12 protein-coding genes and 1 pseudogene are annotated in these 13,482 nt (G+C 60.5%); 6 read left to right on the top strand and 7 right to left on the bottom strand.

Annotated elements, in window-relative coordinates:
• The first annotated feature begins 26 nt into the window (after window positions 1–26).
• From IX761_RS18155 to IX761_RS18130, 6 genes and pseudogenes are all read left to right on the top strand, one after another.
• Window positions 27–932 carry an AraC family transcriptional regulator gene (locus IX761_RS18155; RefSeq protein ID WP_194790945.1) on the top strand — a complete coding sequence of 302 codons (906 nt, stop codon included), beginning with the start codon at window positions 27–29 and terminating at the stop codon, window positions 930–932.
• A gap of 77 nt (window positions 933–1,009) precedes the next feature.
• Window positions 1,010–1,231 (top strand): annotated as a pseudogene (locus IX761_RS18150) (helix-turn-helix domain-containing protein); the annotation flags it as partial.
• Window positions 1,232–1,823: 592 nt separating this feature from the next.
• A complete protein-coding gene (locus tag IX761_RS18145) occupies window positions 1,824–2,810 on the top strand; it encodes a DUF1852 domain-containing protein (RefSeq protein WP_194790944.1) in 987 nt (328 codons plus the stop codon).
• Between the two features lie 26 nt (window positions 2,811–2,836).
• Window positions 2,837–3,868, top strand: coding sequence for a methionine synthase (locus IX761_RS18140; protein WP_194790943.1), 1,032 nt, complete (start codon window positions 2,837–2,839; stop codon window positions 3,866–3,868).
• A gap of 22 nt (window positions 3,869–3,890) precedes the next feature.
• On the top strand, window positions 3,891–4,400 hold the full coding sequence (locus IX761_RS18135) for a flavin reductase family protein (RefSeq protein WP_194790942.1): 510 nt from the start codon (window positions 3,891–3,893) through the stop codon (window positions 4,398–4,400).
• A 17-nt stretch (window positions 4,401–4,417) separates the two neighbouring features.
• Window positions 4,418–5,332, top strand: coding sequence for a LysR family transcriptional regulator (locus tag IX761_RS18130; protein WP_194790941.1), 915 nt, complete (start codon window positions 4,418–4,420; stop codon window positions 5,330–5,332).
• A 211-nt stretch (window positions 5,333–5,543) separates the two neighbouring features.
• Here the strand turns inward: IX761_RS18130 and IX761_RS18125 are convergent, their stop codons facing one another.
• The 7 genes from IX761_RS18125 to IX761_RS18100 form a co-directional block, all read right to left on the bottom strand.
• A complete protein-coding gene (locus IX761_RS18125) occupies window positions 5,544–7,955 on the bottom strand; it encodes a TonB-dependent siderophore receptor (protein WP_194790940.1) in 2,412 nt (803 codons plus the stop codon).
• Window positions 7,956–8,139: 184 nt separating this feature from the next.
• Window positions 8,140–9,060 (bottom strand): FecR domain-containing protein, encoded by a 921-nt coding sequence (locus IX761_RS18120; RefSeq protein WP_194790939.1) that lies wholly within the window; start codon window positions 9,058–9,060, stop codon window positions 8,140–8,142.
• On the bottom strand, window positions 9,057–9,572 hold the full coding sequence (locus IX761_RS18115) for a sigma-70 family RNA polymerase sigma factor (protein ID WP_194790938.1): 516 nt from the start codon (window positions 9,570–9,572) through the stop codon (window positions 9,057–9,059). Before IX761_RS18115 ends, IX761_RS18120 begins: the two co-directional genes overlap by 4 nt.
• 127 nt (window positions 9,573–9,699) lie before the next feature.
• Window positions 9,700–11,265, bottom strand: a complete 1,566-nt coding sequence (locus IX761_RS18110; RefSeq protein WP_228533690.1) for a lipase family protein — start codon at window positions 11,263–11,265, stop codon at window positions 9,700–9,702.
• A 186-nt stretch (window positions 11,266–11,451) separates the two neighbouring features.
• Window positions 11,452–11,871 (bottom strand): hypothetical protein, encoded by a 420-nt coding sequence (locus IX761_RS27185; RefSeq protein WP_228533688.1) that lies wholly within the window; start codon window positions 11,869–11,871, stop codon window positions 11,452–11,454.
• A 3-nt stretch (window positions 11,872–11,874) separates the two neighbouring features.
• A complete protein-coding gene (locus tag IX761_RS18105) occupies window positions 11,875–12,648 on the bottom strand; it encodes a hypothetical protein (RefSeq protein WP_194790937.1) in 774 nt (257 codons plus the stop codon).
• 40 nt (window positions 12,649–12,688) lie between these two features.
• Window positions 12,689–13,468 carry a hypothetical protein gene (locus IX761_RS18100; protein WP_194790936.1) on the bottom strand — a complete coding sequence of 260 codons (780 nt, stop codon included), beginning with the start codon at window positions 13,466–13,468 and terminating at the stop codon, window positions 12,689–12,691.
• Between the last annotated feature and the right edge of the window lie 14 nt (window positions 13,469–13,482).

Here is a 13,482-nt window from a genome sequence, read left to right as displayed (position 1 = left end):
TGTCCGATTCTCTGCCCAGGTTGACCATGCAGCTCACCCGTCACGTGGATGCCAATGCCACCCTCTGTTCGTTGATCCGCGGCCTCGCCACGCGCCCCGGCTTCATGCCCACCGCGCTGGCACATGTCAAGGTGCTGACGTGGGACCACTACGTGGCCAGCAGCCCGCAGATCTACGAGCCCAGCCTGATCATCCTCGCCCAGGGCAGCAAGCTGGCGCGCCTGGGGCCCCGCACCCTGGAGTATGGCGCCGGGCATTACCTGATCCAGGCGCTGTCGGTGCCGTTCATGTGCGAGACCTTCGCCACCCCCGATGCGCCGCTGCTGGGTGTTTCGGTGGATATCGACCGGGCAATGCTGGGGGAACTGGTGCAGCACATGAACCTGGGGCCGGACCCGGCGGTGCAGGTACAGACGCCGCAGTCGATGAGCTCGGCGGCGCTGGACGCGCCCATGCGCGACAGCGTCGAACGGCTGTTGCAGTGCCTTCAGGACCCGTTGGACGCCAAGGTGCTGGGCCCGGCGCGGGTGCGCGAGGTGCTGTACTGCGCCTTGCGTGGCCCACAAGCCGGCGTGTTGCGGGCGCTGGTCGAGCAGCAGGGGCATTTTGCCCGTATCGGCGCCGCGCTGGCCTTCCTGCGCGAGCACTACGCCGAAGCCTTGAGCGTGGAGGAACTTGCCAGCCGCGCCAACATGAGCGTGTCGACCTTCCACGAGCACTTCAAGCGCAGCACCGACCTGGCGCCGATGCAGTACCTCAAGCGCCTGCGCCTGCTCAAGGCCCAGCAGATGCTGATCGGCGAAGGCCTGGGCGTGGCCCAGGCGGCGCACCGGGTCGGCTACCAGAGCACCTCGCAGTTCAGCCGCGAGTACAAGCGCGAGTTCGCCCGTAGCCCGGGGGAGGAGCAGCCGTACCAGAGCCTGCCGGTGTAGGGCCATACCTTTCAAGGTCCTGACCGCTATCGCATGAGGGCCACCAGGCGCTTGTCGAAAACTTTGTGGCGCTCNTCCACGAGCACTTCAAGCGCAGCACCGACCTGGCGCCGATGCAGTACCTCAAGCGCCTGCGCCTGCTCAAGGCCCAGCAGATGCTGATCGGCGAAGGCCTGGGCGTGGCCCAGGCGGCGCACCGGGTCGGCTACCAGAGCACCTCGCAGTTCAGCCGCGAGTACAAGCGCGAGTTCGCCCGTAGCCCGGGGGAGGAGCAGCCGTACCAGAGCCTGCCGGTGTAGGGCCATACCTTTCAAGGTCCTGACCGCTATCGCATGAGGGCCACCAGGCGCTTGTCGAAAACTTTGTGGCGCTCTTTAGATCGAGCGCCGCCCGCGCGGCGCATCGCTGGCAAGCCAGCTCCCACATCTGTTTCGGGCCAGTTACTCCTGCAAGTTCATCGCTGTCCGCCTTGTTGGTACGACGCGGTCTTGAGGTGGGCACCACTGGCGCCCCGCCTGACTTGAGACATGCGCCAAGGCGGGCAGCTGTACCTTCACAGGAATAATTGGCCCGAAACAGGCGCTCGATCTCAAGAACGCAGCACGACTCCCGCCGAACACTTGGCGACCCTCACGCGAACACCTTGAAGGGATGGGTGTAAGGGCGCTCAAGGCGGGGCCCGTCAGTAAACAAAGCGAACCTGGTGGGCCGACAACGGCCAGTGTTATCCGCTCCCACAAGATCGTATCTGCTTCAGCCACAGCGCTGCGCCTGCGTCATGAGCGTGACTAAAGGTTTTGTGAAATCAATTCAGTTCCATGCGATCAATACGCCGCCCTAGAATGCCGACCACTTAGCGAGCCTATACAAAGTCGAGCGAAACACTCAATCATGACGAATGCAGATTTCAATTTCTCCATCAAGCGCATTGGCTTCGATGAAGATTATCGCCCCGCCGAAAATACGCGCATCACCACCAACTTCGCCAACCTGGCGCGGGGTGCGAGCCGTCAACAGAATCTGCGCAACACCTTGAAGATGATTGATAACCGCTTCAATGCCCTGGCGCATTGGGACAACCCCAATGGTGATCGCTACCGCATCGAGCTTGAAATCATTTCAGTCGAAATGCGCATGGCGGGTGACAGCGTCGGCAACGCCCTGCCGCTCATTGAAATATTGAAAACAGACATTGTCGATCGTCAAACCGGCGAGCGCACCGCAGGCATGGTGGGCAATAATTTCTCCTCCTATGTACGGGATTATGACTTCAGCGTCCTGCTGCTGGAACACAATAAAGGCCAACCCGCATTCAGCACCCCCGCCCAGTTTGGCGTACTGCACGGAAAGCTGTTCAAACGCTTCGTCAACTCAACTACCTATCAGCAACACTTCGCCAAGCCGCCGGTTATCTGCCTGAGTGTTTCCAGCAGCAAGACCTATCATCGAACCGACAATCAGCACCCGGTATTGGGTTTTGAATATCAGCAAGATGAACATTCCTTGACGGATGATTACTTCGACAAGATGGGCTTGAAGGTTCGTTACTTCATGCCGCCCAACAGTGCCGCACCGCTGGCATTCTATTTTTCCGGTGATTTGCTCAGTGACTACACCAACCTTGAGCTGATCAGCACCATCAGCACGATGGATACTTTCCAGAAAATCTACCGCCCGGAAATCTACAACGCCAATTCCGCGGCCGGAAAGGCCTATCAGCCCAGCCTCAAGCATGAGGACTACTCGCTGACGCGGATCGTGTATGACCGCGAAGAGCGTAGCCGGCTGGCCATTGAACAGGGCCGATTCGCCGAGACGCACTTTATCGAACCCTACCGCGCAATGCTTGAGCAGTGGTCCGCCAACTACGCCTGCTGACGCCTGCCACCACAAGGTCTTCACCCATGAAAAAACTGTTACCCACATCGACCGCCGGCAGCCTGCCCAAACCCTCCTGGCTGGCACAACCCGAGACCCTCTGGTCGCCCTGGAAACTGCAGGATGAAGCATTGCTCGAAGGCAAGCAGGATGCCCTGCGCTTGGCATTGCAGGAGCAACAACACGCTGGCATCGACATCGTCAGCGATGGCGAGCAGACGCGCCAGCACTTCGTGACGACCTTCATCGAGCACCTGAGCGGCGTCGATTTCGAGAAGCGTCAAACCGTCAGGATCCGTGATCGCTACGATGCCAGCGTACCGACGGTGGTGGGCGCCGTTGCGCGGCAAAAGCCGGTATTCGTCGAAGACGCAAGGTTCCTGCGCGAGCAAACCCGGCAGCCCATCAAATGGGCGCTGCCTGGCCCCATGACCATGATCGATACGCTGTACGACAGCCACTACAAGAGCCGCGAGAAACTGGCCTGGGAGTTTGCCAGGATCCTCAACCAGGAAGCCCGGGAGCTTGAGGCTGCCGGTGTCGACATCATCCAGTTCGATGAGCCCGCCTTCAACGTGTTCTTCGACGAGGTGAATGACTGGGGGGTGGCCACCCTGGAAAGGGCCATCGAAGGCCTCAAGTGCGAAACGGCCGTGCATATCTGCTATGGCTACGGCATCAAGGCCAACACCGACTGGAAAAAGACCCTGGGGTCGCAATGGCGGCAATATGAAGAAGCCTTCCCCAAGCTGCAAACGTCCAGCATCGACATCATTTCGCTGGAGTGCCACAACTCGCGTGTGCCCATGGACCTGATTGAACTCATCCGCGGCAAGAAGGTGATGGTCGGCGCCATCGACGTGGCGAGCCACACCGTCGAGACCCTCGAGGAAGTCGCCAATACCCTGCGCAAGGCGCTTCAGTTCGTGGATGCCGACAAGCTCTACCCGTGCACCAACTGTGGCATGGCGCCGTTACCCCGCCAGGTAGCCAGCGGCAAGCTGCGCGCCTTGAGCGCTGGCGCAGAGATCGTGCGCAAAGAGCTCACGAACGCTTGAAGCCCCACCCTCAGGACCTGCCATGTCACTTCCCAGCACGGCCATCGAGCCAATGCACTTTCGCCAAGCGCTCGGGCACTTCGCCTCCGGTATCACGGTGATCACGTCGCTTGTCGATGGCGAACCGCTCGGCTTCACCTGCCAGTCGTTCTACAGCGTGTCGATGAGCCCACCGCTGGTGTCATTCAGCGTAATGGCCAGCTCGGCCAGCTATCCCGGCATTCGCCAGGCAGGTCGCTTCGCGGTCAATATCCTGGCGGGTGAACAGGTCGGGATTTCCAACACGTTCGCCCGCCGAGGCGCGGACAAGTGGCAGGGTGTCCACTGGCAGCCGTCGCCGCTGGGTAATCCGCTGATTGCCGGCTGCCTGCACTGGCTCGACTGTGAGGTTCATGCCGAACACGTGGCCGGCGATCACCTGATCGTGGTTGGCGAAGTGAAAGCCTTGAACGTGCAAGACACGGCAGCCACGCAACCCTTGCTGTATTTCAAAGGACACTATTGCAACCTCGCCGCGCACAGCGTGGCTTGAGTGTTTGCCTTCTGCCCATGATCGACTTGAGACACCTGCGCACGCTCCAGGCCCTGCGCGAAACAGACAGCCTGCCCGAAGCCGCCGAGCGCCTGCACCTGACACAGTCGGCGCTGTCGCACCAGTTCCGCGAGCTGGAGCATCGCCTCGGCATGCCGGTGTTCGTGCGCAAGTCCAAGCCGGTGCGCTTCACCACCGCAGGCCTCAAGCTGCTGCAACTGGCTGACCAGGTGCTGCCGCTGATCCGCACCACCGAACGCAACCTGAGCAAGCTGGCGGGCGGCGCTGCCGACCGGCTGCACATCGCCATCGAGTGCCATAGCTGCTACCAGTGGCTGATGCCCTCGCTGGACGAGTTTCGCAGCGCCTGGCCGGAGGTGGAACTCGACCTGGCCTCGGGGTTGGCGTTCGCGCCGCTGCCGGCCCTGCAACGGGGGGACCTCGACCTGGTGGTGACCTCCGATCCGGTGACCCTACCGGGGATCACCTACGTGCCGCTGTTCGGGTACGAGGCCATGCTGGCCATCGACAAGCATCATGCCCTGCGCGAAAAGCCGTACCTGCAACCCGCCGACATCGCCAGCCAGACCCTGATCATCTACCCGATCGAGCGCAACCGCCTGGACATCTTCACCCGTTTCTTCGACCCGGCCGACCTCGAACCGGCCCAGGTACGCACCGCCGAGATGACCGTGATGATGATGCAACTGGTGGCCAGCGGCCGGGGAGTCTGCTGCCTGCCGAACTGGGCGGTGCACGAGTACAGCTCTCGCGGCTACGTGATTGCCAAGCGCCTGGGCGAGACCGGGTTGCAGGCCATGCTGTTCGCGGCGGTGCGCAGCGACATGCTCGAAATGCCTTACATGAGCGATTTCCTGCTCACGGCAAAGGATATCTCCTTTGCGACGTTGGAAGGCGTCAACGCGGTGTGAGCAAAGACATGGCTCCCCGCAGGGGAGCCATCCTAGTGTGGTGTTTTGCAAATACGACCAATAACTCGCGAGTGATTTTTGCGCTCAGGCAAGGCGTCGCGACGAGTCGTAGCCCAGCTACGGCGAGGAGCGACAACGCTGCATGAGCACAAAAAGCGCCGCGAGTTATGGTCGTTATTTGTTAAACACCACACTAGGCAGTGCATCGCGGTCAGAACGCGTACACCAGCGTGGCCGTGGCGCTACGCGGGGTGCCATACCACCCGCGCGAACCGATCGCGGTGTAATACTTCTGGTCAAACACGTTGTTCAGGTTCAACGACACGCTGGTCTGGGGCGTGAACGCGTATTGCGCCATCAAGTCGACCACACTGTACGGGTCCTGGGTGAACGTCTCGTCGTTGGGCCCGGCACCTTTGTAGTACTCCGTACCCTGCCATCGCACGCCACCGCCCACTTTCAACTGCGGCAGGGACTGCAGGCGATAACTGGTGAACAGTTTGAGGGTATCGCGCGGCACTTCGGTGAGCAGGCGCTCGTTATCCGAGTCCTTGATCTCGGCATAGGTGTAGCTGGCCGATACTTGCCAGTCGGGCAGGATCTCCCCCGCCATCTCCATCTCGAAACCGCGGGTCTTGGTGCCGGACTCGGCGCGGTAGGCCTGGTTGCCGTCCGGCGCCAGGTTGCTGCCGTCAGCCACGGCAAGGTTGTCCTGGCGCACTTCGAAGACGCTGAAGGCGGTGGTCAGGCGCTTGTCCCAGAACTCGCTCTTGATGCCCAGCTCGTAGTTAACGCCCTCTTCCGGGTCAAGGTAGCTGCCGCCGACATCCTCTCTGCTCTGCGGCTTGAAGATGGTGGTGTAGCTGGCGTAGGCCGACCAATGCTCGGCGAAGTCATACACAAGCCCCACGTAGGGCGTGACCACGCCGGTTTCACTGCGCGAGGTACGGCGGGTCTCGCCGGTTGACAGCGTGGTGGAGGCCTCATCGCGTTTCCAGTCGATCACCCGCGCGCCGGTAATCAGCGACAGGTCGTCGGCCAGGCTCCAGCGCACCGACGCCACCAGGCCGTCCTGGGTTTCATCCAGCGCTTCTTGCGACGATTTGGTGTGGATGGCATTCGGAATCGCCAGCGAACCGTCCCAGGTGAAGATGTTGTCGATGGGCTGGATGGTCCAGAGCGGATAGCCGTCGTTGCGCGAATAGGCCTTGTAGTGGCTGGCCCCGAGGTACAACTGGTGCTCGCGGGCAAACAGCTCGAACGGGCCGGAGGCCGAGAGGTCGAACGAGGTCTGCCGAGGCTCACCCGCCCAGCGCCCGGTCCAGGTGCTGACGCCGCTGCCATCGGGGTTGACGGTGCCGCTGGCCGCGGTGGCGAAGGCATCGTCAAAGCTGCGGCGGCTGTGTTCGGCATTGAGTTTGAGCTGCCAGCCGTTGTCCAGCTGATGCTCCAGGGTGCTGAACAGGGTTTTGGTGCGACGCTTGTGGTAGCTCCAGTCCGAGGCCGAGTTGAACGAGCGCGATGGGCTGAAGTGACTGCCATCGGTGTTGTACATCGGGAAGCCGTGGTTGCCGGCGCCGTCGTTGTCCATCTCCTGGTATTCCGCACCCACCGTCAGCAGGGTGCTGTCGGTGACGTCCCACTCCACCACCCCGTAGGCCACCTGTTTTTCCAGCGACTGGCGGTCGATATGGCTCTGGCTGTCGGTGCTCGACGCCACGAACCGCCCACGTACATGGCCACTGTCCGACAACTTGCCCGACACATCCAGCTCGGTGCGGTAGCTGTCCCAGGAGCCGGCCTTGAGCGTCAGCTTGCGTTGGGTGTCCAGTGTCGGCTTTTTGCGAATCAGGTTGATGCTGGCACCGGGGTCGCCGGTTCCCGACATCAGGCCGGTGGCCCCGCGGACCACCTCCACCCGGTCGTACGACACCATGTCGGCGAGGTCGTCGCGAAAGCCATAGGTGTCGGGGCGGTTGATGCCGTCGACCTGGATGCTGCCGACCTCGAAGCCACGCACATAGATATGGTTGGCGTCGCTACCGGCCGGCCCCATGCTGTCGACCACCACGCCCGGGGTCTGTTCGAGCACCTGGGCGATATCGGTCAGGTTCTGGTCTTCGATCTGCTGGCGGGTCACCACGCTGACCGACTGCGGCGTCTCGCGCGCGGAAAGGCGCAGCCCGGTGGCGGTACTGGCCGAGCCGGTGGTGTAGCTGCCGGTGCCTTCGCTGGTACTGCCCAAGCCCGTGGCATCGATGCTGGTGGCCCCCAGCTCAACGGCACCGCCAGTGAGTGCCTTGGTCAGCACATAACGCTTCTCCCCCGCCTGCTGCACCTGCAAGCCAGTGCCCTGCAGCAACGTGGCAAACCCCTGCTCCAGCTCGAAGCTGCCCTGCAGCCCGGATGACTGCAACCCGCTGGTTTCTTCGCTGCTGAAGCTGATGGTCAAGCCGCTGGCGGCGGCGAACTGGCTGATCGCCGAGGCCAGGCTGCCGGCCGGGATATCGTAGCGCTGCGGGGCGGCCCAGGCGGTCGAGGTCACCAGTGCGGCACCGCAAAGGCTGAGCGCGATGGTCGCCTGACGAATACTGCAGGCTAGCGAGGTACGGCTTACGAACATGGGTGTGGGGTTCCTGTTGTGGTTGGTTTCGGCGCACCTGATGCGCGCGTCCTCATGAGCCGAAGCAACGACGAAAATCTGCTACCCCAAATGCGAAAAATTCTCAAAAGTTGTGAGGCAGGGGTTAGGGGATGAGTAAGCACGGGGCTTGATGGCCACCTCGAAGGCTCGCGGCAATGCTGCCTCAAGCCATTTCGAGCGGCTCCAGACGCACCCAGTAGCGCGTCATGCGCCGTGCGCGGATGGGCAAGGCATCCTCCAGGCTGGCCAGGGCGATGTCGGTGTCATCGAGGTTGAACGCGCCGGACAGGCGCAGCCCGGCGACCCGCTCGGCGCACCCGAGATAACCGGGCCGATAGCGCGCCAGCTCATCAACCACATCGGCCAATCGCCAGTCGACGCTGACCAGCATGCCCTGGACCCACGCCAGGGCATCGGGGGCCAGGGGGTGCAGCGGTCCGACAGTGTCGGCGCTGAAGCTCAGGCGGTATCCCGCATCGAGGCGCACCACCTGCCCTGTGCGGTTGGGGCGCACTGCCACGGCATGGGCGGCCACCGCCACCTGGCTCATGCCGGCGTGCTGGCGCACGCTGAAACGGGTACCAAGGGCCAGGATGTCGCCTTCGCCGGTGCGCACGCTGAGTGGGCGCGGGTCCTTGGCGGTTTGCACCAGGATTTCACCCTGGCGCAGATGGATCAGGCGCCGGCCCGCATCGAAGCGGATGTCGACACGGCTGCCGCTGTTGAGGTCCAGGCGCGTGCCATCGGCCAGGGTCAGGTGCCGCCGCTCGCCGATGCGTGTCGAATAATCGGCGCTCCATGGCGATACCCGATAGCCCTGCCAACCCGCCACCCCGGCACCGAGCAACAACACGAGTGCCTTCACTGCGTTGCGGCGATCTCGCCGTGCGCTTTCCAGCGCCTGCGCGGCACCGCTGGGGGCGTTGCCCAGGCGGCACTGCAGCTGCTCCAGGCGCGCCCAGGCTTCGGCATGCCGAGGGTCGGCGGCGCACCAGGCTTGCCACGCGGCCCGGGTGGCATCATCCACATGGCTGTCGTGCAAGCGTACGTACCAGTCCACGGCCTCGCCGAGAATGGCCTTCATGCACCCTCGATCAGCAAGCAATGCATCAACCCACGCGCCAGGTGCTTGCGCACGGTGCTTACCGAAACGCCGAGCCGTGCGGCGGCCTTGTCGTAGCTGAGGCCGTCCAGTTGCACGGCGAGAAAGATCGCCCGCGTGCGCGGGCCGAGGCCATCGAGCATGCGATCGATGGCCATCAGGCTATCGAGGATGGCGGCCCGGGCTTCGGCTGAGGGCGCGTAGCATTCCGGCTGCAATGCCAAGGCTTCGAGGTAGGCGTTTTCCAGGCTGCGCCGCCGATACAGATCGATGACCAGGCCCCGGGCGATCGTCGCCAGGTAGTGACGTGGCTGGTTGAGGGTGCCCGCAGTGCGTGCCAGCAGTACCCGGATGAAGGTGTCCTGGGCCAGGTCAGCGGCATCGGCGGAACTGTTCAACCGCTGGCGCAGCCAGCCGTGGAGCCAACTGCTGTGTTCGCGGTACAGCGTTTCCAGCCCCCTCTGCGCAGCGACGTCGGCAACAACGGTGGACATCACGCCTCCTAAAAGGATTATTAGGTGCAAATAAGAATTTGTCTCAAGTGTACTGAGTCAGGGCGGGGTTGGGAATGGCGAGTATCAAACCTTTCAAGGGCCCGAGCGCACGCTCCGGGCCCTTTTCTTATATAAGGTCCAGCGGGTCGTCGAGGCTGGCGAACAGCTCATCGAAGGTGACCACCTTGATGGGCGGCACCCTGGAGGCACGCTCCGCCGGCGCCATGGCCAATGGCTCGACCCGGGTGTTGGCGACCTGGGCCTGCCAACGGGCCAAGGCTTCGGCCAGTTGCGGTTGGCCGGCGAGGGTGCCGTAGACGTCGGCCTCACTGACTGGGGCGCGGCGCAGGCTGGCCAGCCTCTCGCGGGTGGCCTGCAGGCGCTCCAGCTCCTGCTCGATCAGCGGCAGGCTAGCCTCATGAGCACGCGGGTAGAAGTCGCCCCGCACCAGTCGGGTACGGCGCTCGCGCAACTGCTTGCCGATCTCCTCCAGTGCATCCTCCACCACTTCCAGTTCCCGCACAGTCACCGCCGGCGTGCGGTTGGCCAGCGCCTGCTGGTGGCGGCGCAGCATGGCCCAGCAGGCCGGGACATAGCTGGTGACCATGTAATGATCGTTGAGGCTGAACGAGCGGTACTCGGGCAGGTTGTCCACCTGCCTCAGGTAATGGTTGCAGGCAGCTTGCGCGGTGATGGTGGTGCAGCCCGGGCTCCAGAGGATGGCCGACGCCTCCTGGCCACTGAGCTCGATCGGCATGAAGTGGCGCAGGTCACCATGGTGCTGGTAGGGCTCGCCGTCCTGGTTCACCAGGCCTGAGTGCATTTTCTTCACCCCCAGCGGGAAGTTGACCTGCGCCAGGATGGCGCCTTGGGCGATCACCTCGTAGCGGGTGTTCATCCACGGCAGCGGCAGGTTGGGGATGAGGTCGTCGTTGCTGACGATGCGGTGGTGCAGCAGGTCGGCGGCGCTGCGGGTGAAGGTGGCGTCACCAGCGCGCGGGGCGCCGTAGGTGTAGAGCTGCAGGGGGTAGCGGCTGTCGGATACGCGCAGCATCTGCGCCAGCAGCAAGGCGATCGCACCGCCAAGGCTGTGGCCACAGATGATGAGTTGCTGTGACTGGTAGAACTTGTCCAGGTAGCTTGTGACGAACTGCATTGCTCGCTTCGCCGCCAGGTAAAAGCCCCGATGAACCATGCCGCTGCCCTCTTCGAACGGCACCTGCCGGGCATCAACATCACGAAGCAGGTCGGGGATCATCTCGCTGGTGCCGCGAATGGCGATGATCATCACATCGGCGTTGTGGGTAATAAAGGCCTGCGTGTCCGTAGCGTCTAGCTCCTTCCTGTCGTCCAGGAAATGAATAGAGGCCGGGTTCTCCTGCTCTTCACCCAAGTCGGGACTGTTCTTCTCATAGAGATCAGGATCGAATGGCGCGATTTCCCATCGCTGGGAGTAGGGCACATCCTCGTACAGTGGGAAGTATTCTTTGCGCTGAGACGAATCAACGCGCCAGATCTCCTGGCCACAGGCCAGCGCCTCGCCAAACCAGTTTCCGACAGTGGGGGCATGGGGAAAGCTGACCGAAGCGGCCAGCACGGGATGGCCCGGTGGTTCCTGGCCGAACGGGTTGTAGCTGAGCGTGGCCATCAAGGCCAACTGATAAAGATTCAGCGCGCAGAACTGAGGGTCCATTGATAGCACGGGCCGGAACGCTCGAAGCGGGCGGACCTCCAGCACAGTATGCTTGCCGGGCATGAGCGCCACGCCCCACTCGCAGTGCTTGCCCATGATTCGCCGCAGCCCCTCGGCGGGTGGGAAGGACCGTGCTGATAGCGGAGGAAGGTGGCAGCCATGACGGACAAGCTCCCGAACTTCTACTTAAAGGAAATAGTCCGCATGCTCGCCTGCCGGGTTGGAGGTCGTTCGAGTGCTGTCGTGGTTCACATAGCGAGTCTGTTCTGCACGAACCTGAAGATCCGTAATCATCAATGGATAATTGTCGCGTTTTTGCAACGATGAGTAGTAGTCGTTGCTACCTGCATAATTTGTTTTGAATCGCAAGCATACCGGGCCAGCATAATGACTTGAGACTTCTCCTTTGCCCTCTGCATTTAGTGAGCCGTTGTACACAACCCCTTCAATATCAATTACTTCATAGAAAGCCCCCGCATAACTAACCCCACTTCCAAATTCATCGACCAACTGAAAACTTGTTGATCCATCACGACTTGGGCAGATCAACATGAGGCCATTCACTGGATGGTTTATCTCTTTTATGAATTCGTCTCGACTTATCATTGGTTACTCACCACAGTTTGGATAAATGCTGCAGATGCGTCCATCCGGCATCTTGAAATCAATGAAATCAGTTGTATTGCCCCGACAAAAACCATACATATCATCAACCCCCTTCCCTAGACACCGTTTCCAGCCAGTTGGAAACTCAACCCAGGTGTCTCCTCCAGAAGGACGCTCATTTTCCGAGAGCCTAATATTCATTCTGATCGTTTTTCCTGGCAATTGATCAACCAAATAGGCACCGAAGGGGCTCCCAACAAAAAGTTCGCCGCGCTCATTATCTTTTTTGCAATTTAGCAATTTTCTAAGATTACGATCTGGCCCCATGGTGCGAAAGCGCCACTGGCATTCACCGTAGAACGTATCTCCATCTTCGGCATTCATGACGCGCCGATACTTTTCATCCAGCTCTGTATAAACACCAATATTCGCCCTATCCTCTGACCTCTGATGAAATGCGTTCCCATAAGTCGCCATTATTTTGATTTTTATATGTCTAACAATCATCCGGCAGCCCTTGATCATTTTTCGAATCTCAATGTTCGACGTCGGGCTGTACTCTTTAGGCCAATTCCTATTGAACGACGGCATGGTTCTACGCCAATCGGTCACTTCGCACTTTGCCCCGGGCTCCGGTTCATAGAGCGCAACCGCCTCATATCCAAAGTCAGGCGGTAATTCACCCACAAGCTTGAACGTATTCGGCTTTTCTTCAGCGCATCCAGCCACTGCAATCAAGCCAATCATCAACAAATATTTCGATATTCTTCTTTTCATAACTTTCCTTTAATGAATCACCCAGGGTTAGCCGAGCTTTTCAGTTCGCGACTTCACAGCCTGGGTAGATATTGCAGATTCGCCCATCTGGCATTTTAAAATTACTAAACTTACCTGGATTGTCATCGCAAAACCCATCAACATCATGCGGTCCATCGCCCAAACAGCGCTTCCAGCCATTTGGGAATTTTTCCCATGCCATCTTTATATACGGGCGCTCCTCATCGGCAAGCCGTATATTCATCCTGATCGTTTTTCCTGGCAATTGATCAACCAAATAAGCACCGAAGGGGCTTCCAACAGAACGCTCACCACGCTCATTGTCCTTTTTGCAATCTAGAAACTTTGCAATAACGCGATCCGACCCCTTGGTGCGAAATACCCACTGACACTCACCGTAGAATGTATCTCCATCCTCAGCATTCATGACACGTTTGTATTTGTCGTCAAGCTCGGTATAAATCCCAACATCAGCCCTGTCTTCGGCCTCTTGGTAAAAAGCGCCTCGGTAAGTCGCCATAATTCTGATTTCTATATGACTAACAATTATCCGGCAGTCCTTGATCGCTTTTCGAATCTCAATGATCGACGTCGGGTTGTATTCTTTAGGCCAAGGCCTATTGAACGACGGCATGGTTCTACGCCAATCGGTTACTTCGCACTTTGTCCCGGGCTCCGGCTCATAGTGCGCAACCGCCTCATATGCAAAGTCAGGCGGCAATTCCCCCACTAACTTGAACGTATTCGACTTTTCTTCAGCGCATCCAACCACTGCGACCAAACCGACCAGCACCCCACACTTCAATATCGAACTCGTCATACCTTCCTCCCAGT

The organism is Pseudomonas sp. UFMG81, from assembly GCF_015354575.1.
In the GTDB taxonomy this organism is placed as follows: domain Bacteria; phylum Pseudomonadota; class Gammaproteobacteria; order Pseudomonadales; family Pseudomonadaceae; genus Aquipseudomonas.
The sequence above is the reverse complement of the archived record's forward strand: the minus strand, read 5'-3'. Positions and strand labels throughout refer to the sequence as shown.